This is a genomic window from Solidesulfovibrio fructosivorans JJ], assembly GCF_000179555.1.
Taxonomy (GTDB): domain Bacteria; phylum Desulfobacterota; class Desulfovibrionia; order Desulfovibrionales; family Desulfovibrionaceae; genus Solidesulfovibrio; species Solidesulfovibrio fructosivorans.
The window spans coordinates 23,433-46,035 of the sequence record NZ_AECZ01000015.1 but is presented as its reverse complement, the minus strand read 5'-3'; the positions used below and the strand labels follow the sequence as shown (position 1 = coordinate 46,035).

Below are 22,603 nucleotides of genomic sequence, written 5' to 3'. Positions count from 1 at the left end.
GTACCTGGTGCATGAATGTTGGGTTTAGGCCTAATTGATCGCTTACCGGACGAGTTGTCAAATTTTGGGGAATTGACTACTATTCTTCTCCGCTCGCGCAATGCCGAACGACTGCGCGCCTGGGAGACCTCATCACATAAATAGACGTGCCCGCCCTGTTTGACTTCCATGTCCGCAAAGGCCAAGCTGCCCCGCTGTGCGTCCGCAACCACACCTATGAAATACCCCTTCGGCCTAGTGAACACGGACAACTGATTGCTGCAGACCTTCAGGGAGAAGCCTACTTGCCATTTTCTCGTCAATGCCGGCAGTTACGTCATAGCGCCGTCGCTTCTGCCCCTGGTTCTGGCCGACCGGGCCATATCATGCCCGACCTTCTGGATTCGGCCATGGCCGCAGGGCACGGCGTGGCGGTCTACAACATACACGACGATTGGCTCGACGTGGGACGGTCCAGCGACTTCGACCGAGCCCGGGGAAATGTATGACGCGCATCCTGGTTACCGGAGCCGACGGCTTCATCGGTTCGCACCTCGTCGAGCACCTCGTGCGCCAGGGCCACGAGGTACGGGCCTTCGTCTACTACAACTCGTTCAATTCCTGGGGCTGGCTCGACGCTTCGCCGGAGGATATCCGCAAGGACCTCGATGTATTCGCCGGCGACATCCGCGATCCGCACGGCATACGCGCAGCCATGCGGGACTGCGACGCCGTGCTGCATCTGGCGGCCCTGATCGCCATTCCCTATTCTTACCATTCGCCCGACACTTATGTGGACACGAACATCAAAGGCACGCTCAACGTGCTCCAGGCCGCACGCGACTTGGGCCTGTCCAAGGTCGTGCACACGTCGACCAGCGAAGTATACGGCACGGCCCAATTCGTGCCCATCACAGAAGAGCACCCACTGCACGGGCAATCTCCCTATTCCGCCACGAAGATCGGCGCGGATCAACTCGCCTTGTCCTTTCACCTTTCCTTCGACACCCCCGTCGCCATCCTGCGCCCCTTCAACACATACGGCCCCAGGCAGTCGGCCCGGGCGGTCATTCCCACGATCATAAGCCAGATCGCCTCCGGCGCGCGGCGCATCCAACTGGGGGCGCTCCATCCTACCCGCGATTTCAGCTTTGTGACGGACACGGCACGCGCCTTCGAGGCCGTTTTGCTGTCGGATGCAGCAGTCGGTCAGGTGCTCAACGCCGGCTCCGGCTTCGAGGTCAGCATCGGTGACACGGCCCAGATGATAGCCTCCGTCATGGACGCCTCCGTCGAGATCGGCCACGACTCCCAGCGCCTGCGTCCGGCGAAAAGCGAAGTGGAACGTCTCCTGGCCGACAACACCCGGCTGCGGGCCGTAACCGGCTGGGCTCCCGCCTACGGCGGCCTCGATGGCTTCCGCCGGGGCCTAGTGGAAACGGTCGACTGGTTCAGTGCCCCGGAGAACCTCGGTCGGTACAAGGCGCAGGCTTACAACATATGAGCACCTACGTTTCATTATGCGAATTCATTCGGTCCCATTTTCTCGGGCGGGATCGCATTGGCCTGCACGAGCCGCAGTTTTACGGCAACGAACGGGCGTATGTCATCGACGCCATCGATTCCACGTTCGTATCCTCAGTCGGGAACTATGTGACGCGTTTCGAAGAAATGCTTTGCCAGATCACCGGCGCGAAATACGCCGTGGCCACAGTCAACGGCACCACGGCCCTGCATGCCGCCTTGCTCGTCGCAGGAGTCCAGCCGGGCGACATGGTCCTCACCCAGCCTCTGTCCTTCGTGGCCACGGCCAACGCCGTCGCTCACGCTGGAGCGGAACCGGTCTTCCTGGACGTGGAAGAGGACACGTTGGGGCTCGATCCCGGGGCTGTGGCCGAGTTCCTGCTCACGGCCTGCAAAAAAGCCGATGGAGGTTGCCGCCATGTTGCCACCGGGCGGCGCGTGGCTGCGTGTGTGCCCATGCATACCTTCGGGCACCCCTGCCGCGTTGACGCGCTGACGGATGTTTGCGCAGGCTTCGGCGTCCCGGTGGTGGAAGACGCCGCCGAAGCCCTGGGGAGCCTCCGCCAGGGCCGACATTGCGGCACCTTCGGCCTGCTTGGCACCCTGAGTTTCAACGGCAACAAGATCGTCACCAGTGGTGGGGGCGGCGCCGTGCTGACCGATGATCCGGAACTGGCCCGCCGGGCCAAGCATCTCACCACCACGGCTAAGCTGCCGCTCCCCTACCGCTTCGTCCATGACAGCGTGGGCTACAACTACCGCATGCCCAACCTCAACGCAGCCCTGGCCTGCGCCCAGTTGGAGCAACTCGAGTCTTTCTTAGCGAGCAAACGCGCCCTGGCCGGTGAATACGCGACTTTTTGCGCCAAAGTCGGCCTACGTTTCGTGAGCGAACCCGCCGACACTCAGTCCAATTATTGGCTCAACGCCATCCGCCTACCCGATATCGCGACAAGGGAGGCCTTTCTTGAAACGAGCAACGATTGCGGCATCCAAACGCGTCGGGCCTGGGATCTGCTGTCCAGCCTGCCCATGTTTGCTCATAACCCGCGCGGCCCCTTGGAGGTGGCCACCAAATTGGCTGCGGAGTTGGTCAATATCCCGAGCAGCCCGCGCATACAGGACGCCGTGCACATCGCTCGTCGTACCCCGGAAAATGGGCAAAGGAGCCGTCCCCTTGCCGGGGACGCCTCAAGCAGATCATGAACATTCTTGGCCGGCTGGGCAGATGTCTCCTTAGCTCGCGCAGGGCGGCCTCCTATGTGGCCGGCCCACCGCCATGGGATTGCTGGCAGCGTTGTCGCGACCATGTCGAGGTGCACGCTACGGCCATCGTCGATCCTTGCGCCACAGTGCGCGTCTGGTCGCCGGACGTCCACCCGAGCATCCGTCTGTCCATCGGCGAGCGCTCCCACATCTTCAGCAGCTTCAACCTGTTGCGAGAAGACTCCACCATTCGCGTTGGCGCACGCTGCCAGCTCGGCAATGTCAATTTCGTCTGCGCTGATGCCATCACCGTGGGTGACGACGTGATCATGGCCTGGGGAGTCACGCTTATGGACAACGATTCCCACTCCACGCGCTGGGAGAAACGGGCCGACGACGTTCGTTGTTGTTACGACGATTACCTCGCCGATCGGGCGAACCTGATACGGAACAAGAACTGGACCCACGTAGCTATGTCTCCCATCACCATCCGGTCAAGATGCTGGATCGGATTCAACGTCAGCATCCTCAAGGGCGTCACCTTGGGGGAGGAATGCGTGGTGGGAGCGGGGAGCGTCGTCACCAAAAGCTTCCCACCCGGTTCCGTCATCGTCGGCAATCCAGCCGCTTGCATCCGGAGCACGTCTGCCGGGCTCAGTGGGAGCGGATCTGCAAGTTGAGGACTTTTTGGGGGGGCCTCAGAAGCGGGCAGCACCCTGTACTCTCTCACCGAGACCGCCAAGGTCAACGGCCTGGTGCCGTACCGTTATCTGCGTCACCTCTTTGAGCACTTGCCGACGGCAACTTCCGACGCCCAGCGCAAGGCCCTCCTGCCACCGTACATCGCTCCCAAAAGCCTGATTATCCCTACCTGAACTTCTGGCGCCTTCCGATTGCCCTGACAAGATGCGCCTTATTGAGCGCTTACTCACCAGCAACCTGGATTTCTCCGAATGGGGGGAAGCCTTCAATAACAAGCTGCTTGGTGCGGCTACTTTGGACCGGATCAGGCATGGAGCCTACAAAGTCATTCTCGAAGGAAGGAGCTATCGAAGCTCCCGAGAGGAGGCGGCGCTCAAAAATCGCGTTGCCGGTGCGGAGGAAAACACCTAACTTTTCGATGCGTCCGATCCCCGGTATCGCCACCCCAAGTGGCTCCATTAGGGCGGTCAATGACATGACCGATTGTGCGCCGCAAAGCTATATTTCTGCTATCTTGGCCGGCAAGCGGGGGATCAGCAAAGAAACTGCTAAAAAATTTGCCAAACGGTTCAACGTCAATCCCGATTTATTTTTTTAATGAGGTGGTCCGAGTTGGTTGGACAGTTTAGCGGCGCAGTTAAGCTATAGTCCGGTTAGTGCTCATGCCGCCTTGGAGGCCGAGTGGCCATCCCGGTATACGCCCATGGGACGGCGACCGTCAAAAGCCGTATGCGGTCGCTGCTCGTTGTAGAAATGAAACCAGTTTCCGAGCGCCTGGCTGCCGGTTTCGAACTCTCGCAGGTAGACGCACTCCCATTTCACCGAGCGCCACAGCCGCTCGATAAAGACACTGTCCATCCACCGGCCTTTGCCATCCATGGAGATGGCGACACCGGCATCCTTGAGCGCCTGGGTGAATTCCAGGCTGGTGAACTGCGAGCCCTGGTCCGTGTTGAAGATTTCCGGCACCCCGTAGCGATTCATGGCCTCTTCCAAGGCGGCGATGCAAAAATCCGCGTCCAAAGTGTTGGAGAGCCGCCAGGCCAGCACGGCTCGACTGTGCCAGTCCATGACCAGGAAGTCGCATAGATCTTGTGCCCTGGATGCGGCTGACTGGTCTTGGGCTTCTGGTAGATCGCCATCAGCCCCATCCTGCGCATCAAACGTCGCACACGTTCTCGTCCGATCACGATGCCCTGATGCCGCAAATGCAGCCGCATCTGGCGCGATCCGTAAAACGGCGTCTCCAGAAACTGCTCGTCGATTCGCCGCATCAGGTCCAGGTTCATGGCCGACTCGCCCTTCGGGCGATGATACCAAGTCGACCTGGCCAGCCCGAGGATGTGGCACTGTCGGGAAATACTGAGTCGGGGATGCCCACGATCGACCATCCCACGCCTTCGCCCGCGACTCACCGTTTGGCGAAGGCCCGCTCTAAAAAATCTTTTTCCACGGTCAACTGCCCGATCTTGGCGTGGAGTTCTCGGATTTCGGCGGGGGCATCCTTCTGCACGCTCGCCACCTTCCCGGAAAAGGCCGCAACCATGCCGCCTTTGGCCTGACGCTTCCAACCGGCGATCTGCGTCGGGTGCACGTCGTATTTCCTGGCCAGCTCCGCCAAGGTCAACTCACCGGACAGGCCTCAAGGGCCACTTTGGCCTTAAACTCCGCTGAAAACTTCCGTCGCTGGGACATCGAAAACCGTCCCTCATCACTTGAGGACTATAGCTTAGCAGGCTGCCCAGTTTTCCGCGACCAGCTGACCCAATGAGGCTTTCGTAAAAACCTTCAAACGCGATCAGGCAAGTCACCGGACCAGAGCACTCCCTGGCCATCCCAGGTTCGCAAGGCCTCTCGAGGGTTCTCGTAGAGGAGGTACGAATCGTTGTAAAGCCGCCATGACGCTGGGTCAAACCAACGTTCTACGAATTGTGGTTCAGCTGGGTTGAGCACGTCTTTGTTGTAAAGGAATTTCAATGAAAGACGAGGGTTAGACATGCTAATACAGAGTTCACAATTCAAAATAAGCTCAAACATGAGCTCAACGGGGATGGATCTAAAATGTGGAGAAATGGTAACAATGTCGCAATGTCCAGCAATGGCAGTTATGAGAGGCTCATGACGTTCAAAAATCTCGCCTGGATGTGGTTTGACATAGACAACACTGCCTTTACTGGCGTATTGAACTAACAGATCAGCATACATAGCGCACTCTTGTTTAAGAGTGATATAGCCTAATTCTGCATGGTTCTCCGTCATAAGGAAGATTTCCGTCCGACCAGCATGACGATGTCGCAGATCTTCCAGATAACCTGTCAGCTCTGGAAGTGAGTCATGGATCAGATGCAATATCTCCAGGATGGTCTGCCGTGAAATCGTAGTTAAAGGGATGTCTTTCAGTGCGTAGCCGCTCTGGTCAACCGGCAGACAGGCAGTGGCCTGTGATGGTTTTATTTCGCGCAGAAAAGGATGTTTGACAACGCGGAGACCAAGCAGGTCAAAATGTGCTTTTTTCTCCACGAAAATGCCAAAAGAATCGCCGATCCACACAAAGCTGGCCATAGGCCATGCAGCCCGAGCGAGCCCGAGAGCTTGGCCAACGGCATCATGCGGGTAAAACACTATGTCATACCAGGGGGTCGGGCAGACAGATTTCAAGCGTTCTCCCGCCCTTCTCTCAAGCCAGCCCTTTGTAAGTGGCAGCGCCCATCGTGCGGTGAGGGGATAGCTGCTGCTGGCCATTTTCTCCAGACGCTCCCAGGACAGAAATGTAATCGAGGCTATCGAGGGACAGGTGTCAGCCAATTGCCGTATGAAAAGTTCATTTTTGTCAGTGGCCCCACAATAAAGAACGTCTAAAATAGCATTTGGGGCAACCGTATGATGAGCCGCGAAGCCCATGATCAAGTTACATGGGGTATACGCCAGAAGAAGCACATGATTCTTTGACTCTGCAATTGTGGTCATATATCTAATCCAAAAAGTAGCATCTTACCTGAGTATCAAGGAAAAATTCCACGCCAGAGAAGTGGACGCCAACATGCCTTAGTCATGATGGCCTGCCCGTGTTAGTCTGGAATGGTTTTGAAGATGGCTAAGGATGAGGTGCCCCAGTTGGTTGTGCAGGTTGGCGGCGAGGTTAAGCTATAGTCCGGTTGGTGGTCAAAGAGCGACACCTGATTGAATGCTTCTTCTGTAAAATCAAAGAATTCCGTCGTATCGCAACCCGTTATGAAAAACTGGCCAGAACCTTTCTGACCATGCTCACCATTGCGTCATGCCTCATCTGGCTTCGCTAATTTGGAGACATTCCAGATGCGACAGACAAGAGCCGGCCGTAGACACTCCCGGTGGAGGCAGAGGCGGCTTGGCACTCCGGTGTGCCAAAGAGCGGTTTTGCTCCAGTCGGGCGTTTTTCTCTCAAAGCAGCTCATTTTCCATGGCTTGCGCGCCGATCTTCTCCTTGATTCCTTCACCGGATGCGATTTCAGGCCTGATTCACCAGCCCCCAGAAAGGTGTCACGCCACTGGGACAGCGTGGCGGCGGTGACCACCAGCTTCTGGCTGACCAGATCAATGTTTTCCCCGCGAAGAAGTCTGAGGAGAGCCTGGGTCTTGTGCCGCGCCCAGAATCGCTTGGGCGCTCCTCCCTCGATTTTCATTCGACACCGTCCTGGACGGCATTTGCATACCGCCAAATTGGTGTCAAAGAAAACTCTAGGCCAATCCAAGTCAGTAATCTGAATTTATAAACATTGCGAGCGCACGATATGACCGATTTGGAAGCTTATTCATAAATATTTCTTTGAGAGTATTTCCCATAATACAATTGTGTCGCCGTCAAGTATACCCAAAACAAACGCACGTGCTTGTGGCAAGCGCGTTTAAGTTGTCTTCATGATAAGCTTGTTAATCAGTTTAAATAAGTCGTCTGCAAAATCAAGCTAGCTACTGCAGATACGCACTGACAAGATCATCAAACAAAGCCAACATGCGCTCACCAGCTTTCCCATCAAGATGGCAAAAGTTGTTTTCTGAAGCTTTTTGCGCCTCATGAACTCGCGAATAGAACTGCGGGTCATTCAGCAGTGAGTTGAGAATTGCCCTGTACTCCTGCTTAGAGCGTACCTCACAGACACCGGACAATCCTTTGAAGTCGTCATAGTTATATTGGTATGCATCATAATTAACGACAGGAACTCCACATGAAATAGCCAACCTGATTGTTGCAGAGGTAACGGCAACATATAGGTCGGCAAGCGGAACCAAACGCTCAATAGGTTCCATTACGATTGTTGCTCCGCAATTTGCCAGACAGGCAACCTTTTCAAGTGTTATTCGTGGATGCAAATTAATCAGTACAGTAAAATTATTGCCACTCAACTCAGTGACAACCCCAACCAAAAATAGTATGAGTGTATCGTAGCAATCAAATTCATCGTTTTTCCAGTTTTCAGTGGTAAATTGATCCGGAGGTAAAGCAATCAAGACGATCTTATCTTTCATTTCAATGCCACAACGGGCACCCAATTTCTTACATTGCCGGTCCCGCTCAGAGAGATGAAAAAAAAGCGTGTCATCGGAAAGCGCGCCCGTGAGGCGTATCTTGTCCCTACGTATCCCTGCGCGAATATAATAATCAACCATAAATTGACTTTCAGCGGCTAGCGCGTCTGTATGGCCGCTGCTTATCAGCCAAGGGACATCTGGGGTCATTCCAAAATACTCGGAGCCAAGGACATAGATCGCCGGGAATATGAGCTGACGACCTCTATGTTCAAGAACCCAATGAGGGAATGCTTTTGCGAAAAGCCTGTTCCACCCTCTATCCGCCTGATAAGCGCTTACGTTAAAAAATGCTTCCGCCCATTCGAGTGTATTGACAATTGTGAATGGAACAATCGCAACAGGGACAGCATTCAAGTGTGCAGCACGAACTATGAAATTCCCTCTGAAAAAAAAGTTATCCTCAGGCAATATAATAAGAGCAGGAATTTGTTGTTGAATAAAATAAGAAATCTGTTCATAAAAAACTTGCTGTTCTTTTAAACCATAGAGCACATCGTCTTCAAACTTCTCAATTAAAAGCTGCAGACGATTAACGTTAACCCGTTGCCTCCTCTTTGATATTTCCGCCCACCTATACGCATAGAAATGTAACAAAAATCGTTGGAATCTTGTCTTTTTTTTTAAAGCATTCTGCTCCCTCTGCTGCAGAGCGGGAAAGTTCAAGGGAGGTATGATGCTAAAGAGTGCGACTCGTAAAAAAGTGTACGCATAAATTACTAATTGCACCACCTGGGCTACCATAATGAGCAACGCCTTGGTCTTCTTAGCTAAGTCTGTCGGCGATGAAAGCCATCGAAAGAAATTGTCAACTTTTCCATTTTCATGCCCCACCTTATCCGTCGTCATTTGACTAAAGGGCGTAGAATGAGAACATCTACTCGAAAAATAGTCTGCCGCAGGCTCAAAAGAACCTTCTGAATACAAATGCTCACTCGTCCAAATGTAGCTTTCATATGGCGCAGACTGGCAGTTATTATAATTGCAATCAAAGACTGCCGATGGGTAGTAAACGAATATCGGCGTATATCGGCCCGATGATTTGAGGAGATCGGCCACATCCATCAAAACGCGAAGATGGGTGTTTATAGTCACAAAAAGCAGAACATTGGACGCCTCATTCATTTCACATCACCACGAATCTGCAGGTACCAATCGAGCATGGAAACCTGCTCGGAAATCGTCGGGAGAACATTCGATTCTTCGGCAAGAAAGGCATGTACCTGCTTGTATAGTCCTGGCTTGAAATCTTTGTCCAAGCTGTCATCAACCTCGACCATTTCTATGGCGACGCTGCCGATTTTTTGGATCTGAAGCTTTTCAATCGGCCGAAAAATGAGCCGATGCTTACGCGTAAGCACCTCTACTCCCCAGCGTCCGGGGGCCTCCCAGTTGGCTTGGTAGGAAAAAAGCGCACCGTGTACCGATCGTCCAGCTCCAGCAAAGATAGATGATGTTGGGTGCCAAGCCAGACCACCTTGCGCATATGCCGACATTTCTTGCGGCATTCCACCAAGGTAAAATGCAAGGTCAATTACATGCGTCGAATTCGAGAGGAACCACTGCTCCTTTACGCCTTCTTCCTTCTCGATCGGTCCGATGACGTGACTCCATTCGGTAAACTCGAAGTTGAATGAGGTGACGCCGCCATCCTCGGCGATAATCCGCTTTGCGGCCTCAACTGAGGCATAAAAGCGCCGGTTGTAGCCGACGTAGACTGTCGCCCGCTGCTTTGCGGCAGCGTTATTTACGGAAAGGATATCATCCGCATCAAAACCACCGGGTTTTTCGACCAAAAGTTGGCGTACACCATGTGTAAGCAGTGCTTTTGCACTCGCTCCGACCCATTTTTCGCCAACCGCAACCACAGCGCGTTCAGGCAAGAAATGATTTGAATCCGCCAACCACGCGTCAAGACCTCCGCGTGACACGGCAATCCCGGTTTCGGCTGTAAACTTCTGTGCCGATGCTTCTGAGCGTCCAACCACGATAGGTGCTATCCCAATCGCTTTGAAAACTTTTGCATATTCGACAGCCATAGGACCAGCGCCGACGAGCAGAATACTCACGTTTGTCATCTCATTTTTTTATCAATATTAGGTGAATGGATATTCAGAGACTTCACAAGACTGTGCGCGAATTAACTCCCGCAACGGATCAAGCAAGCTTAGATGAGTCCGTACAGAGCTTGCATACGGTGTGAGCCCACACCCTCCTGACGCAAGCAAAGACTCGACGATTTCAGTTGTGAGCTGACTCTGATAGGGAATGGTCGCTACGCGTTCATTCCACACCCAGTTGGTGCTTGCTTCTGCGTGCCATAGTTTGCCTTCAGACTCCCTCACCACATAGCGCTGGTTTTCGGTGAAAATCTCGACCAGAATCGGGGCCGTTCCGGTCGGATAGCAGGTCATTTCACACGTTGTCCCATTGGCAAAATTGGCACGCAATCTGCCATTTAGTTCAAGGAAACTTGGCCGCTTACTCTTAATAGGAGTGCTATCAATTTCGCCTAGGCTTAGTTCGAAGTCGCCGCAACCAGAGAGGTGAACGACATGATCTAGGTAGTGAATTGCGTTGGTCACAAGGCCAAACTGACTACCCGTCACACGGTAGGACATACGGTCTGAGGTCAATTCTTGCCGAATGTGTTCATAACAGGGCATGACCCGCATAGGGCAGTTTACCCACACCATGGTTCCTGCCTCGGCAAAGCGACTTTCGGCATAGGCGTAGTCCTGACGCGTATTAAAAAGCAACTTCTCAAGAATGAGAAATCGCGGCTTTGAAAGGTCAAAAAGATGGTCAATAGCCTGCCTGCGAACATCTGAACTCGTCGCAATGATAGCCACATCCGTGCAATCGCTGTCGCGAAGACGCGTGGCAAAGCTGATGGCATGCCCGACTCCAGATTCAACCGCGTCGTAGCGCTCTTTTGCGACCTGCAGTGATGCTTCGGAAGGATCAATCACCTGGATATCTAGGGGGTATTTCACTGCTTTCAGGGCCTGGAGATGCCTGCTTCCCAGTTGCCCTGCCCCAACGATCTTTACTCTGAACATGTTAGTCTCCCAAAAAGCTGCGAATGATCTTCATCCCCACCGAACCACTTTTTTCGGGATGGAACTGACATCCATAGATGTTATCCTTTGCCACAACTGCGCAAATCTGGATGGCGCCATATTCGGTATCTGCCAGGCGGTGGGCTGGATTATCAGGAACAGCCATGAACGAGTGCACAAAGTAGCAGGAGTCCCCTTCTTTGAGATCCTTCATGATTGTTGCGTCCCATGAAGGACCTCCACTTGGCTGGGCCAACTCACCCCACCCAATGTGGGGAACCTTGAGCGCTTCGCCGCACCGAGACTGGGGCTGTATCGGTAAGATTTTGCCCTCAATGATATTTAGACCCGCATGGGTGCCAAATTCCGAACTTTCTGAAAGCAGCATTTGCATCCCAAGACAAATGCCAAGCATAAGGCGACCGCTTTCGGCATATTGTTGCAGGGGCTCGACCAGACCACGCTGTCTAAGCCCGTCCATGCCCTTTGAGAAAGCCCCCACGCCTGGTAGGACCAAGCATGATGCATTCATGATGTCGCTTGGCTTGTCGGCAAGCAAAACCTCTGCCCCGCAATGACGAAAGGCATGGGTAACGCTAAAGATATTACCTATTCCATAATCAACGACTGTTACCTGCTTTGCCATGTCTTAGTGCCTTTCTTCCAGCAGACGTACCGCCAGACCCTCTCTGCGAGCGATGATCTGGATGTCTCGTAGCGCAATGCGGTCGTAGTGGAGCACATCGGCAATGGCAACTGCGTTGGCATGACCATTTTGCACAACCTCCACCAAATGATCGACTGTCCCCATTCCGCCGCTTGCAATGACTGGTATGGGACAGCAGTCTGCTACGGCTTTGACCAAAGCGATATCGAAACCTTTTCGCGTCCCCTCCTGATCTACTGAGGTCAGTAGGATCTCACCTGCGCCCAAGGATGCCGCCTTCTGCGCCCATTCGAGCACATCCAAGCCCGTGCGTTCCCGACCATTGTCAGTAAAGACTTCCCAGCGGTTGTCTGCAATGTACTTGGCCTCAATCGATGCCACCATACACTGTGAACCAAAGACTTGTGAGACTTCAGAGATAAGCTCTGGGCGCAAAACTGCTGCAGTATTGATGGCAACCTTATCGGCACCTGCCCTCAAGAGTTCACGAACGTCTTCGACAGATCGAATCCCTCCTCCAACAGTGAGGGGGATGAAAATATCGCGCGCGGTTCTGCTTACGAGTTCATTAAGGCTGTTTCTTCCATAAAGGCTTGCAACGATATCCATGTAGATCAATTCATCAGCACCTTGCTCGTAGTAGCGACGAGCAAAATGTTGCGGATCACCAACCACGCGCAGGCCTTCAAGGTGAATGCCTTTGATCAGATTTGGTCCCTTGATATCAAGCCGGGGGATAAGTCGTACGCCAGCCATACTCACACACCCTGCTGCCAAACCTGCCGACGGAGCTTCCATTCACCGTCTTCAAATTTCCAAAGATGCGGTGACCGGAAGGTGTCGGCCAGATGCATGAAGTATTCGCGGTCCATAATGGGCTGCTCAAACATCTTGCTCGCTTCGGGGAACTCGTTTGCGGGGATGCTGAGGTAGTGGAAGATTTCGTTTGCAAAGCGTTCGGGGAACTCACCATCAAATTTCTTAACCAGCGCCACCCCTTCATCTCGTGTAATATCACCCGAGCGAATTTCTTGCGCTGCATCATAGGTCGCACGACCGATCCCAAATTTAATGAAGGTCGTGTAATAATGAAAATCGTCGATGCGATCATCAATACTGTTGTATTTGCTGTAGGTGCCTGGTGTACGCTCTGGGGAGGCTTGAAAACCGCCGTGCTCCACAGAGTAGTAATAGCAACTTTGCGGGTGCCATTTAAGGTAGTAGCCTAAGTAGTGCACCTCAATTTTTTGCTGCTCTATGTGTTCTGGATTGGCGGGTAGATAGGGCTGAAGCTCGTATTCCTGGACGCCGAAGTGCTCCTTCAGATCAGAGAGTGATGTGCCACCTAAGTAAATGTTGGACTTGTCCGATGCCGTAAAGTATGACCAATCCCGCTTGGCGGTTTGTGTGTCGGCAATGGGGTTCCCGTATTCGGCCTCGTTCTCGCCGTAAAATACCAGCGGAATCTTGTGAAGCAAGGCCATTTTTGGGGCCAAAGCCTTCTGTCCGAACATGAAGGGTTGAAAAGGATGGAACAGATTTTCCACGGCCAGGCGCGTAATCAAGCGGTGAATGCGCCCGTTTGGGGTACATAAGAAGTTGTCAAAGCCAGCATGAATCCAGCTTTGAAAGTTTTTCCAGCCCCACTCGGTGTAGACATGGGGAGCCCACGTAACTGTCAGCGGATGCATCCCATACGTGGTTCTGAGTATGTGGGCGGCGTAGAAGCTGTCCTTGCCCCCAGACCCCGGCACAACGCAGTCGTAAGCTCCGTCGTTGCGGCGATGTCTCTCACACAGATCGCGCAAGGACTGCTCGCGTTCGCTCCAGTCGATAGTTTTGTTTTTTTGCTCCGCCATGCGACACGCATCACAGACGCCGTCCTTGCCAAAGTGGATTGTCGTCTTCATGCTGTCTTTGGTGTGACCGTACTCAACAGCAGAGTTTGGCCGCTGATTGGAAATGACGCATTTCTTGCAAAAGTGCACATCATGCGGCAATCCATAACGAATGTCATGTAGATCCGAAGTTCGCGTGAAAGGCTCTATGTCGAATGTACGGCGACGCGGATACCTACTCATTATTTGTTCTCCATAAAGAACTTTAGTTGCTGAAAGTCTGACTCTGTGTCCAAGTCAATTGAAAGCTCGTCAGGCATTTCATAAGCAACTGTGCCCAGCGAAATAAATTTTTTATGCTTCATCATCCACTCTGTGCGGGCAAGATAGATTGCACCATTGAGAATGAAAACCGGTGGAAGATCCTGTCGACGGGCAAACTCTGCCGCAGGTAAGAGTGGCTGCAGTTTGTTGCCTTTGCAAAGTGTAAACATCCAATAGGGACTCTCTTTTGCTTGGCAGACCGATACGCACGATGGTGCGTTATGCTGCTGGCAGTGTTTCATAGCACTGTCAATATGCTCAGCAGTGCGGAGCGGCGATGTTGGCTGCAGAAGGAGCACCCAGTCAAAGCCAGGGCAGCGTTCTATCGCGTCGAAAACCACATCAATGGAAGGGGTGTCGTCTTGTGCAAGCCTCGCCTCGCGCGTGAAAGGCACTTCGCACCCATGCGCCAATGCCACACCTATGATGGTGGAGTCATCAGACGACAAAATAACTCTATCGACGAATCGAGATCCCTTGGCGGCTTCTATGGTCCAAGCGATAAGGGGCTTGCCGCCGACTTCTCGGATGTTCTTTCCGGAAACACCTTTTGAGCCACCCCGAGCCGGTATGATTGCAAGTACAGTTCCTCCGGCTAACATGTGTCTTTCCCAGAAGCAGAGCATATTGACCTTGCACGCTCTAGTTCTTCCATGCGGCCCACATCCAGCCAGTATTCATGCAGTGGATAGGCTGTGGTGACTATCCCGCCATCTCGCAGTTTGTCGAAAAGCATGGGCATGTCAAAGTGGGTATCACCTGGAATATAACCGCGCACCTCAGGCGAGAGAGCATAGATTCCAGCATTCACAAAAAAGTTATGAACCGGTTTTTCCTCAATTGAAGTAATACGAACGCCATCAATATTTACAACTCCGTAAGGTATCTGAAAATCATATTCGCGCACCGCCATTGTCGCGGAGCTCCTATGCTCTTCGTGGAATTTGAGCATTTCGTCAAAGCGCATTCGCGTTATTAGATCACCATTCATGACAAGAATCGGTTCGACTGGTAGCGTAGGCAATAACGACAATGCCCCAGCAGTCCCCAAGCGTTTGTTCTCGTGCAAGTACCTTATTTCTGCACCATATCGAGTACCGTCGCCAAAGTAGTCTTGAATTGTTTCTGCTAAGTAGTTGACGGATAGATAAAATCGACGAAATCCTTGCTCCAGAAAATTTTCCAAAATACCTTCTAAAATGGGTTTACCAGCCACATGAAGCATGGGTTTGGGGCAAGTTTTTGTCAGCGGCCGCAGGCGCGTCCCCAGTCCACCAGCCATGAGCACCACCCAGTTTGGGTGTTCGACCACGCCAGTCAGAACTTCAAGTGTGACAATTTCAACCACACGCAGGTTTTCATCCACAAGCGGAATGTGACGAAGCACCTTGCGCCGCATCAGCGCCAAAAGCTCGCTTGATGTCGTGCTTATGGATGCCGTAGTCGGATTGCAATTCATAAAGTCAGCCACAGGAGCCTGCATATCGCATCCGCGTAAGATGGCCCGTCGCACATCGCCGTCACTGAGTAGCCCCGCCAAACGTCCGTCTTCGTGCAACACCACTGCCAACTGCGAACCGGTACTATCAATGTGTGCGATGGCATCACGCAATGTCGTTTGCGGGCTAACAATCATGTCACGTAATTTTTTCATACTCATCACATTTGACCAGCAGGATTTCCCTTGACCAAGCTTCCGTCAGGAACATCCTTTGTTACAACTGCACCAGCGGCAACCACTGCATCGGCACCGATTCTTCTTCCCTGCAGCACAACAGCGCCAGCACCAACGAAAGCCTTTCTCCCAATATGTACATTGCCGCAAAGGATTGCACCGGGACCAACAAAGGCGTGATCAGCAATTTCACAATCGTGATCTATTCTTGATCCAGTGTTGAGTATCGTATTGACACCCACACGCGCGCTGCACTGTACTATGGCACCGGCCATCAGTTGAGCACCTTCACACAACTCCACATGCACGCTGATCACTGCTGCCGGGTGGAGTACCGTGGCAAAGCTAAAACCGCACTCACGACATCGGTCATACACGCTTTGTCGCGCAGTGGATCGCGGCTGTGCGCCAATGCCGTTGACCAAGGTGAACTCAAGGGGGGATATCGTCGAAAGCCAACTTTCGTCCCCAACCACAGAAACACCCAAAATTTTTTGCCCAACAGCAATGCCTGGATCCAAAATGGCGCTCACACATGCACCAGTTCGCTCAACTGCATCGATGAGTACCCGCGCATGGCCTCCTCCCGCCAACATGACAAGCTTGCTTTCAGGCATCAATGAGCTCGTCTCGTTCGTAATGACGACCTGCAGCCGTGCCTTGCAGCTCCCAGTAGCGAAAGGGGGTACAACCATTGCCCGGACGCTTGCAAACAAGGACCAAGGGGTCACAGCGCTGCGTTGCTCGCGCTGCCACGAGGCTCTTGCGTGCAATGGGCCGATTCTTCCACTCACTAGGTGCTGGTCGCTTTATTCCATCGCCTAGACACCTCTCGACATCACGGATGGCACAGACCATTTCAGCAAGCTCTGCTGGTTCCAGTGAGGCTTGATGGTCAGGGCCAGGTAGAGTGCGGTCCAGGGTAAAATGCTTCTCAATAATTGTTGCACCGCGCGCCACGGCAGCGATTGGAATGTGGATTCCCTGCGTGTGGTCGGAATAGCCAACCCGGAGCCCAAATGCTTGCGCCATGGTGTCCATGGCCCGCAAATTGACCTCAATTATTGGAGCCGGATACTCAGTCGTGCAGTGCAAAAGTGTGACACGCTGCCGTAGCAGGGCTTGTCCTTCCTTTGATGTGTAAGCCTGCACAAAGGCTTCTGGTGAGGGTACTGCGTCTTTGGGGGCCACAAAGCCAAAGGCCAACACACCAAGGGCAGCCTCAACCTCTCCTAACGTGGACATTCCCGTGGACAAAATGACCTGTGCTGCCACACCTGCGATCTCCAAAAGAAACGGTGCATTGGTGAGATCGCCAGAGGAGACCTTTATGGTATCGAATTTGAAATAGTCGGTGAGCAGTCGTAAACTATCGCAGTCAAAAGGTGTCGACATAAAGGCAATACCACATTTATGACAGTGGTTTATAAGATATCCATGCTGCTGTTTATCCAGTTCGAGCTTTCGAATCATGTTGAACTGGTTTTCGTCAGGATCAGTCGTACACTTTTGATAGGCAGCTTTAGGCGCATGTTTCGCCACAAGGTTCTCGGCGCGGAAAGTTTGGAATTTTACAACATCTGCGCCGGCTTCTGCCGCAGCCTCAATCAATTGGAATGCTAAGTCGAGTGACCCGTTATGATTCACTCCAGCTTCAGCAATAACGAAAGTGGTCATATTAGTATTTGTGCTTGATATCAAAAAAAGATTTCTGAATTGTTGGTAGTGGCGCCTTGAGCTGCCTCAATATTGAAGCACTAGCATCGCCACAGCCATAAAGTGACTGCGTTTGCAGGAGTTGGATGCGAAATTCTGGAGATAATGCGTGCCGTATCGCTTTGGCTATGTCGGTTCGATGCTCTGATGCATCGATGACTGAGCTTGCCTTTAAGCGTCCCTTCTGACGGTCACCTATGTTGACTGTGGCCGTCTTAAGCGCCGGTGCCTCTATAAGACCGCTAGACGAGTTTCCAACGATGACGTCGGCTTGGCGTATAAGACTTAGGTAGCGTTGCTGGCCAAGTGAAGTATACGCTCTTATCCGCTGCAGATCTTCAGCCACGAAGCTGTTGATAATCTGACGCAAGGCTCGCCCACCGCTATCGGCGTTGGGATAGGTAAACACTATAGAGGCATCTTCGAATTTCCTAAGGCCGGCAATCAACTCCTTCATGGCCTTTTCTGGCGAATCCATCCCCAGAGTAACCGGATGATACGTCACCACAAATAGTGGTTGTCGCAAACGCATATCCAGGACCTGCTCCAGTTCTTCACGTGTGAGCAATTGCGTGCGACTAAGGTGATCTAAGCCCGGAGCCCCCACATTGAACACGCGCTGTGGTGCCTCACCAAGCTGGACCACTCGCTGGCGGTAGGGCTCTGTGGCAACAAAGTGCCATTGCGCCATCTTGCTAATTGCGTGGCGGATGCCTTCGTCGTAGGCCCCTTCAGACGTTTCACCTCCATGGATGTGCGCAAGTGGAATTCGCGCCACCATGGCGGCCTGAGCAGCCGCAAAAATTTCGAATCTATCCCCCAAAACGATTATGATGTCCGGCGCAAGGCGGTCCAAGGCATCAGCAAAGCCGATAACACCAAGGCCCATGGATTTTGTTACGGCAACGGGTGTATCCGCCGATAGCAACATCTCGACCTTGGCATCAATTGTAAAACCGTCAACTTCAATTTGTCGATACGTAAGCCCAAACTCAGGCGACAAATGCATCCCCGTCGCAATGATCTGCAACTTAAGATCAGGGTCAGCAGCAATGTCCTTTAGCAGCCAGTAGAGCAGACCATATTCAGCGCGCGACCCCGTCACGATGCAGATTTTAAGGCGCGAGTCCACTATGTTCCTCCTGCAAGGAAAGAACTGCTGGGGAGCTTGACGAGGCTGGCTTCCAGATCTGTTTTATGCGCACAACCAACATACCATTTGCCATTTTTTTCGGACCAGTCAATTCTTGAAGGTGGTCCCCCTGGTTCAGGTTGTTGCCGATCATCCCTGCGTAGGCCTTGGGTGTCATCTTCCCTAGGCTTGCGTAAGGCCGGATTTCGTTGTACTGTTTGCGCCAGTCCTCAATGATTGGCCTTGGCTTCCACTCTTGAGCGAAACCACTCCTTGGACAGGCACTCGTCTCGGTACTTCCCGTTGACGCTTTCGACCATGCCATTCTGCCAGGGCTTACCGGGCGTCGATCAAGACGACGCCCAGCGATTCGTTCGCAGCCCCGCGCAGCAACGCTTTGGACACGAACCCCGGCCCGTTGTCCGAGCGCAGATAGCGCGTCTCGCTGGCAAGGCGCGAGAGCACCCCAATCACCGGCCCGGAGCGAATACTCCCAGCTACATCGATAGCCAGACACTCGCGGGTATATTCATCGATGAGTGTCAAACATTTCACCTGCGGACCGTCGGCGTAAGTATCAAACACGAAATCGTAAGCCCATACCTCTTTGGCCCGTTCGGCAACTGCGGTCGGGGACGTGAGCCCGCAACGCGTTTCCTGGCGCGACTCGTAGTGCAAAGTCGAGCGGGAGGTGGACAACAGCGCACACGCCCTGCGTTATGACAACCCGCGCTTCGTCGTCGGGAGCCACCTTCTCGAGTTTCAGCTGGTGCGAAAAGAGCCGAGCAGGTCAATACATCGATAGTCTTCTAGTGTCCATGCTGGAGTTGCCCCCGCTAAACCGGACACCCCACAGTTGCTGACAAGCGGATAAACTACCTGGGTGAGAGCATCCGCAGCCCCTTTGTGTGGGGCACCTCGTTGTAGTCCTCGAACCAGGCTGCCAATTTGCTGAGGGCGGTCTGCGCGTCCGGGCGGTCATGGACATACACGTAATCGCGTTTGAAGGTCTTGACGAACGCCTCGGCTATGCCGAGGCTCTCCGGGTTTCTGACTGGGGTGAACCGGCTAACTAGGCCCAGCCAGGACGCAAATTCCACAGTCTCCTTGGCTGCGAAGCAGGAACCGTTGTCGGTCAGCCTTTCGACCCGGTGCGGTGCACGGCTTGTCCCGAATCGCTTTGAGCAGGGCGCACACTCGGCGATAGCCGTAGGTCACCCGCCCGTCGACGATCTCGCGGATCAAAGGCAGCAGGACTTCATCCTGGGCCTTGGAATAACGGGACGGACGGTTCTTTGGGCCGGCGCCAGTTGTCCGGACAGCTGCGAACGGGCCACGTCGAACGCCTCTGCCACCCGCTTCACAGGGAAGCCCAATAATGGTGGCCTGTTTCTCCGTGAATTCGGGGTCAGGGCTCTTGCCGCACCAATGCCGGACGTTATGGGGCTTCAGGTCGCCAGCGTTCGGGATGCGGTGGATCGTCCCAACACCGAAACCCGTTGCCTCGGCGAGCTTTCTAACGCTTCCAGGCGTAAGAGCCATCTACCGGAGTCGTGCAGGCAAGGGCCATCACCTCCAGTCGTTGCTCCTGAGATATGCTTTCACGACGCCCGCGTCCGGGAGCGTCTACGAGACCGTCAAGGCCAACCGCCTGAAATCATTTGCGCCATTTGAGGCAGCTATTGTAGCCAAGGCCTGTTTTCTCGGCGATAGCCTTCAAAGGCAGTCCTTCGGCTGCGGCCAGGACAACCCGTGCTCTGACGGCAAGGCGTTGTCCGGTTTTACCCGATGCTTCCCACAAGCGCAGGGTTGCCAAGTCCTCAGGCGTCAATTCAAGTCGCTTGGTTGGGGCTCCCGTCTCACTCCTCCTGGCGCAACATTATACATATCTATTTGAGGAACGCTACACTAGGAGTTTTCTGGCCGGCTCCGTCATCGCCGGCAACCCCGCTGCATCCATCCGAGACAGGCCGGACGGGTCGAACGCTCCGCTTGTACGCCGGCCTTGAAGGTCGGCGCTGTTTCATGTATCTTCGGACTTATAACACATTATGGCTTTGAAACTTCTTCTCATCGGCGCCCGGGGCTTCATTGGTCAGGCCGTGGGCGAGGCGTTCGCGACCGATGGTTGGGAGGTGCTCGGCCTCGACTTGGCCGGGCGCGACCGCCGGGCCGAAGCCTACCCCTTCCCGGTCCGCGAAACGGATTACACGCCGGACAGCCTCGGCGGCGTCCTCGACGCGTTTGCGCCGCAGGTCCTGTTCCAAGGGGCCGGCTCAGCCGGCGTGGGACAATCCCTTCGCGAGCCCGGACGGGACTTCGCTGCCTCGGTGCTGCTCTTCCAGGGCGTGCTGGAAGCCCTGCGTTTGACCGGGGCCCGCCCCCATGTCTTCTATCCCTCCAGCGCCGCCGTCTACGGCGAAGGCGCAGGGGACTTCGCCGAGGACGACACTCCCGCCCCCATTTCCCCCTATGGCTTCCACAAGTGGCAATGCGAGCTGTTGGCCCGCCAGTATGCCGCGTTGCACGGCATACCGGCCACCGTCCTGCGCCTTTTTTCTGTATTCGGGCCGCGCCAGCGACGCCTGCTCGTTTGGGAGATCTACAACCAAGCCCGGAACGAGGGCCGCATCCTGTTGCGCGGCTCCGGAAGCGAAGTCCGGGACTACTTGTCCGTGGAAACGCTAGCCCTTGGCGTGCTGCGCCTGGCCGACCTACCCAACGGGGGCTTGCGCCTCGTCAACCTGGCCTCAGGGGCGGGCACCCGCATTGATGCCCTGGCCCGACTCGTGGCTAGGCATGTCGGCCCGGACATTCCGGTGGAGGCGGCCGGCCGACCGATTCCGGGCGACCCGGGGCGTCTGGTGGCCCGCACCGACCGTCTGAGCATGCTGCTCGGCCGGCCGCTGCCCTTCGACTTCTCCGCCGCCCTCGCGGCCTGCCTTGGCAGGTGGTCGGACCGTGGCTAGGGGGCTGTGCCTCGTGTTGGCCGGCGAGTTGGGCAGCCCCCACTTCCGGCGCTGGTGCAATCAGCTGCGCGATGCGGACCTGGACGTCCGCCTGGTGCACACCGGTGCGGCGCCACCCGCCTCCCTTGCGGGGTACGAAGATTGCGTTTTGTACCTGCCCAGGATTCCTGCCGACGCGCCGGACCACGCCCTGGGCATGTTCGGCGGCTGGGGCCGACGTCCGTGGTGGACACCGCGCGGTTTTCTCTACAGGGCGTTGCGCCTTCTGGGCCTCGTCCCCAGCGGCCGCTCCACGCTTTGGCTGAGCCTGCTGCTGCTGTTCCTGCGGCCCCGGCTCGTCCATTCCCACGGACTCAACGTCAATTGGCAAAATCACCTGCTCCCTGTGCGCAAGGCGCTTTCGCGCCTGCCCGCCTCCAGGCGTCCCCCCTGGATCTACAGCTCCTGGGGCACGGACTTGGATTTTTTTCCCCGGTTCAGGAAAGACCAGGCGCAAGGCATTCAGGACACCCTGCCTCATGTGGACGTTCTGGTCACCGAATGCGACCGCGATCGCGACTTGGCCCGCGAATTCGGATTTCGAGGCCTTTTCTGGGGCAAACTGCCCATGTTCGGCGGAATGACCGAATCGGAGCTCTCCTTGCCGCAGGCCCCTGCGGCAGCCCGCCGCCTGATCCTCGTCAAGGGGCGCGACAATACGCTCCCCCTCGAGAAGGGCGGCGATCCCGTCGGTCGCGCCCGCTTCGCCCTGGACGCCCTAGAGAGCCTTGGGGATCGCTTGAAAGGTTGGCGGGTGGTCGTGCTCCAGGCCTCGCCCTCCATCCGCCCGCGAGCGAAAGCCCTGGCCGCGGGAGGCATGGACATCCGCGCCCCTGGCCGATTATCGTACGAGAAAGTCCTGGCCCTGTACGCTCAGGCGCGCATCTTCATGGCTGTGACGGTCAACGACGGCTTGCCGAGCTCCCTGTGTGAGGCCTTCGGCCTGGGCGCTTTTCCCATCTACTCGGACTTGCCTTCCGTGGCCGAATGGATCAGGCCCGGGGAAAACGGATTTCTTATTCCGGCGGACGATCCGCAGGCCATCAAGGACGCCTTGTCGCGGGCCATGGAGGACGACGCCCTGGTCACGGCGGCGGCCGTCTACAACCGCGAGCTTGTGCGACAGCGGCTCGAGTATGGTGCGGTCAGGCAACGCGTTCTTGCCCTGTATCATGACGTCGCGGCCCTGCGACGCAACCCGTAA

The 22,603-nt window shown here is 54.8% G+C and carries 24 protein-coding genes and 3 pseudogenes; 10 read left to right on the top strand and 17 right to left on the bottom strand.

Annotated features, from left to right (window positions below; all coding sequences use genetic code 11):
• Positions 1–365: 365 nt before the first annotated feature.
• Genes DESFRDRAFT_RS23125 through DESFRDRAFT_RS23115 form a run of 7 tightly spaced genes read left to right on the top strand, consistent with a single transcriptional unit; the run spans position 366 to position 4,009 of the window.
• On the top strand, positions 366–488 hold the full coding sequence (locus DESFRDRAFT_RS23125; protein ID WP_272913129.1) for a hypothetical protein: 123 nt from the start codon (positions 366–368) through the stop codon (positions 486–488).
• The gene (locus DESFRDRAFT_RS11835) at positions 485–1,483 is read left to right on the top strand and encodes an NAD-dependent 4,6-dehydratase LegB (RefSeq protein WP_005994198.1); all 999 of its coding nucleotides are present in this window, start codon (positions 485–487) and stop codon (positions 1,481–1,483) included. The genes DESFRDRAFT_RS23125 and DESFRDRAFT_RS11835 overlap by 4 nt, the downstream gene beginning before the upstream one ends.
• Positions 1,480–2,709 carry a LegC family aminotransferase gene (locus DESFRDRAFT_RS11830; RefSeq protein WP_005994196.1) on the top strand — a complete coding sequence of 410 codons (1,230 nt, stop codon included), beginning with the start codon at positions 1,480–1,482 and terminating at the stop codon, positions 2,707–2,709. Before DESFRDRAFT_RS11835 ends, DESFRDRAFT_RS11830 begins: the two co-directional genes overlap by 4 nt.
• Positions 2,706–3,389, top strand: coding sequence for an acyltransferase (locus DESFRDRAFT_RS23120; RefSeq protein WP_005994194.1), 684 nt, complete (start codon positions 2,706–2,708; stop codon positions 3,387–3,389). Before DESFRDRAFT_RS11830 ends, DESFRDRAFT_RS23120 begins: the two co-directional genes overlap by 4 nt.
• Before the next feature lie 36 nt (positions 3,390–3,425).
• The gene (locus DESFRDRAFT_RS21400; protein WP_081458474.1) at positions 3,426–3,584 is read left to right on the top strand and encodes a transposase domain-containing protein; all 159 of its coding nucleotides are present in this window, start codon (positions 3,426–3,428) and stop codon (positions 3,582–3,584) included.
• Between the two features lie 31 nt (positions 3,585–3,615).
• Positions 3,616–3,822: an ATP-binding protein gene (locus DESFRDRAFT_RS21395; RefSeq protein ID WP_272913128.1), complete on the top strand. Its 207-nt coding sequence runs from the start codon at positions 3,616–3,618 to the stop codon at positions 3,820–3,822.
• Complete coding sequence (locus tag DESFRDRAFT_RS23115) at positions 3,722–4,009, top strand: helix-turn-helix domain-containing protein (RefSeq protein WP_081458473.1); 288 nt, start codon at positions 3,722–3,724, stop codon at positions 4,007–4,009. The genes DESFRDRAFT_RS21395 and DESFRDRAFT_RS23115 overlap by 101 nt, the downstream gene beginning before the upstream one ends.
• A 62-nt stretch (positions 4,010–4,071) precedes the next feature.
• Here the strand turns inward: DESFRDRAFT_RS23115 and DESFRDRAFT_RS21385 are convergent.
• Together DESFRDRAFT_RS21385 and DESFRDRAFT_RS22215 are read right to left on the bottom strand one after the other, a co-directional pair.
• Positions 4,072–5,106, bottom strand: a pseudogene (locus DESFRDRAFT_RS21385) (DDE-type integrase/transposase/recombinase).
• A 93-nt stretch (positions 5,107–5,199) separates the two neighbouring features.
• Complete coding sequence (locus DESFRDRAFT_RS22215; RefSeq protein WP_005994188.1) at positions 5,200–6,378, bottom strand: polysialyltransferase family glycosyltransferase; 1,179 nt, start codon at positions 6,376–6,378, stop codon at positions 5,200–5,202.
• A gap of 191 nt (positions 6,379–6,569) precedes the next feature.
• Between DESFRDRAFT_RS22215 and DESFRDRAFT_RS23280 the strand changes: the two genes are divergently transcribed.
• Positions 6,570–6,710 carry a transposase gene (locus tag DESFRDRAFT_RS23280; protein WP_407918617.1) on the top strand — a complete coding sequence of 47 codons (141 nt, stop codon included), beginning with the start codon at positions 6,570–6,572 and terminating at the stop codon, positions 6,708–6,710.
• On the opposite strand, the gene DESFRDRAFT_RS23275 is transcribed toward DESFRDRAFT_RS23280, so the two are convergent.
• The 15 genes and pseudogenes from DESFRDRAFT_RS23275 to DESFRDRAFT_RS23270 all read right to left on the bottom strand — a co-directional run bounded on the left by DESFRDRAFT_RS23275 (position 6,687) and on the right by DESFRDRAFT_RS23270 (position 20,111).
• Entirely contained in the window at positions 6,687–7,073 is a 387-nt protein-coding gene (locus DESFRDRAFT_RS23275; RefSeq protein WP_144005025.1) for a helix-turn-helix domain-containing protein, read from the bottom strand. The genes DESFRDRAFT_RS23280 and DESFRDRAFT_RS23275 overlap by 24 nt on opposite strands.
• 286 nt (positions 7,074–7,359) lie before the next feature.
• Entirely contained in the window at positions 7,360–9,102 is a 1,743-nt protein-coding gene (locus tag DESFRDRAFT_RS22205) for a hypothetical protein (protein ID WP_005994186.1), read from the bottom strand.
• Positions 9,099–10,055 (bottom strand): Gfo/Idh/MocA family oxidoreductase, encoded by a 957-nt coding sequence (locus DESFRDRAFT_RS11805; RefSeq protein ID WP_005994184.1) that lies wholly within the window; start codon positions 10,053–10,055, stop codon positions 9,099–9,101. Before DESFRDRAFT_RS11805 ends, DESFRDRAFT_RS22205 begins: the two co-directional genes overlap by 4 nt.
• A gap of 18 nt (positions 10,056–10,073) precedes the next feature.
• Complete coding sequence (locus DESFRDRAFT_RS11800) at positions 10,074–11,039, bottom strand: Rossmann-fold NAD(P)-binding domain-containing protein (RefSeq protein ID WP_005994182.1); 966 nt, start codon at positions 11,037–11,039, stop codon at positions 10,074–10,076.
• 1 nt (position 11,040) lies between these two features.
• A complete protein-coding gene (gene hisH / locus DESFRDRAFT_RS11795) occupies positions 11,041–11,685 on the bottom strand; it encodes an imidazole glycerol phosphate synthase subunit HisH (RefSeq protein WP_005994181.1) in 645 nt (214 codons plus the stop codon).
• Between the two features lie 3 nt (positions 11,686–11,688).
• Entirely contained in the window at positions 11,689–12,462 is a 774-nt protein-coding gene (gene hisF / locus DESFRDRAFT_RS11790; RefSeq protein ID WP_005994180.1) for an imidazole glycerol phosphate synthase subunit HisF, read from the bottom strand.
• A gap of 2 nt (positions 12,463–12,464) precedes the next feature.
• On the bottom strand, positions 12,465–13,787 hold the full coding sequence (locus tag DESFRDRAFT_RS11785; protein ID WP_005994178.1) for an N-acetyl sugar amidotransferase: 1,323 nt from the start codon (positions 13,785–13,787) through the stop codon (positions 12,465–12,467).
• The gene (locus tag DESFRDRAFT_RS11780; protein WP_005994176.1) at positions 13,787–14,470 is read right to left on the bottom strand and encodes an acylneuraminate cytidylyltransferase family protein; all 684 of its coding nucleotides are present in this window, start codon (positions 14,468–14,470) and stop codon (positions 13,787–13,789) included. Before DESFRDRAFT_RS11780 ends, DESFRDRAFT_RS11785 begins: the two co-directional genes overlap by 1 nt.
• Positions 14,464–15,522, bottom strand: a complete 1,059-nt coding sequence (locus DESFRDRAFT_RS21375) for a nucleotidyltransferase family protein (RefSeq protein WP_081458484.1) — start codon at positions 15,520–15,522, stop codon at positions 14,464–14,466. Before DESFRDRAFT_RS21375 ends, DESFRDRAFT_RS11780 begins: the two co-directional genes overlap by 7 nt.
• A gap of 5 nt (positions 15,523–15,527) precedes the next feature.
• On the bottom strand, positions 15,528–16,160 hold the full coding sequence (locus tag DESFRDRAFT_RS21370) for an acetyltransferase (RefSeq protein ID WP_158306972.1): 633 nt from the start codon (positions 16,158–16,160) through the stop codon (positions 15,528–15,530).
• Complete coding sequence (gene neuB / locus DESFRDRAFT_RS21365) at positions 16,153–17,220, bottom strand: N-acetylneuraminate synthase (RefSeq protein WP_081458471.1); 1,068 nt, start codon at positions 17,218–17,220, stop codon at positions 16,153–16,155. The genes DESFRDRAFT_RS21370 and neuB overlap by 8 nt, the downstream gene beginning before the upstream one ends.
• A gap of 1 nt (position 17,221) precedes the next feature.
• Positions 17,222–18,391, bottom strand: coding sequence for a UDP-N-acetylglucosamine 2-epimerase (gene neuC, locus DESFRDRAFT_RS11765; protein ID WP_005994168.1), 1,170 nt, complete (start codon positions 18,389–18,391; stop codon positions 17,222–17,224).
• A 115-nt stretch (positions 18,392–18,506) separates the two neighbouring features.
• Positions 18,507–19,056: pseudogene (locus tag DESFRDRAFT_RS11760) on the bottom strand (integrase core domain-containing protein); the annotation flags it as partial.
• 210 nt (positions 19,057–19,266) lie between these two features.
• A pseudogene (locus DESFRDRAFT_RS22945) lies at positions 19,267–19,761 on the bottom strand (integrase core domain-containing protein); the annotation flags it as partial.
• 287 nt (positions 19,762–20,048) lie between these two features.
• Positions 20,049–20,111 carry a hypothetical protein gene (locus DESFRDRAFT_RS23270; protein ID WP_407918616.1) on the bottom strand — a complete coding sequence of 21 codons (63 nt, stop codon included), beginning with the start codon at positions 20,109–20,111 and terminating at the stop codon, positions 20,049–20,051.
• Between the two features lie 331 nt (positions 20,112–20,442).
• Between DESFRDRAFT_RS23270 and DESFRDRAFT_RS11750 the strand changes: the two genes are divergently transcribed.
• Positions 20,443–21,360 carry an NAD-dependent epimerase/dehydratase family protein gene (locus DESFRDRAFT_RS11750; protein ID WP_005994161.1) on the top strand — a complete coding sequence of 306 codons (918 nt, stop codon included), beginning with the start codon at positions 20,443–20,445 and terminating at the stop codon, positions 21,358–21,360.
• Positions 21,353–22,603, top strand: a complete 1,251-nt coding sequence (locus DESFRDRAFT_RS11745; protein ID WP_005994159.1) for a glycosyltransferase family 4 protein — start codon at positions 21,353–21,355, stop codon at positions 22,601–22,603. Before DESFRDRAFT_RS11750 ends, DESFRDRAFT_RS11745 begins: the two co-directional genes overlap by 8 nt.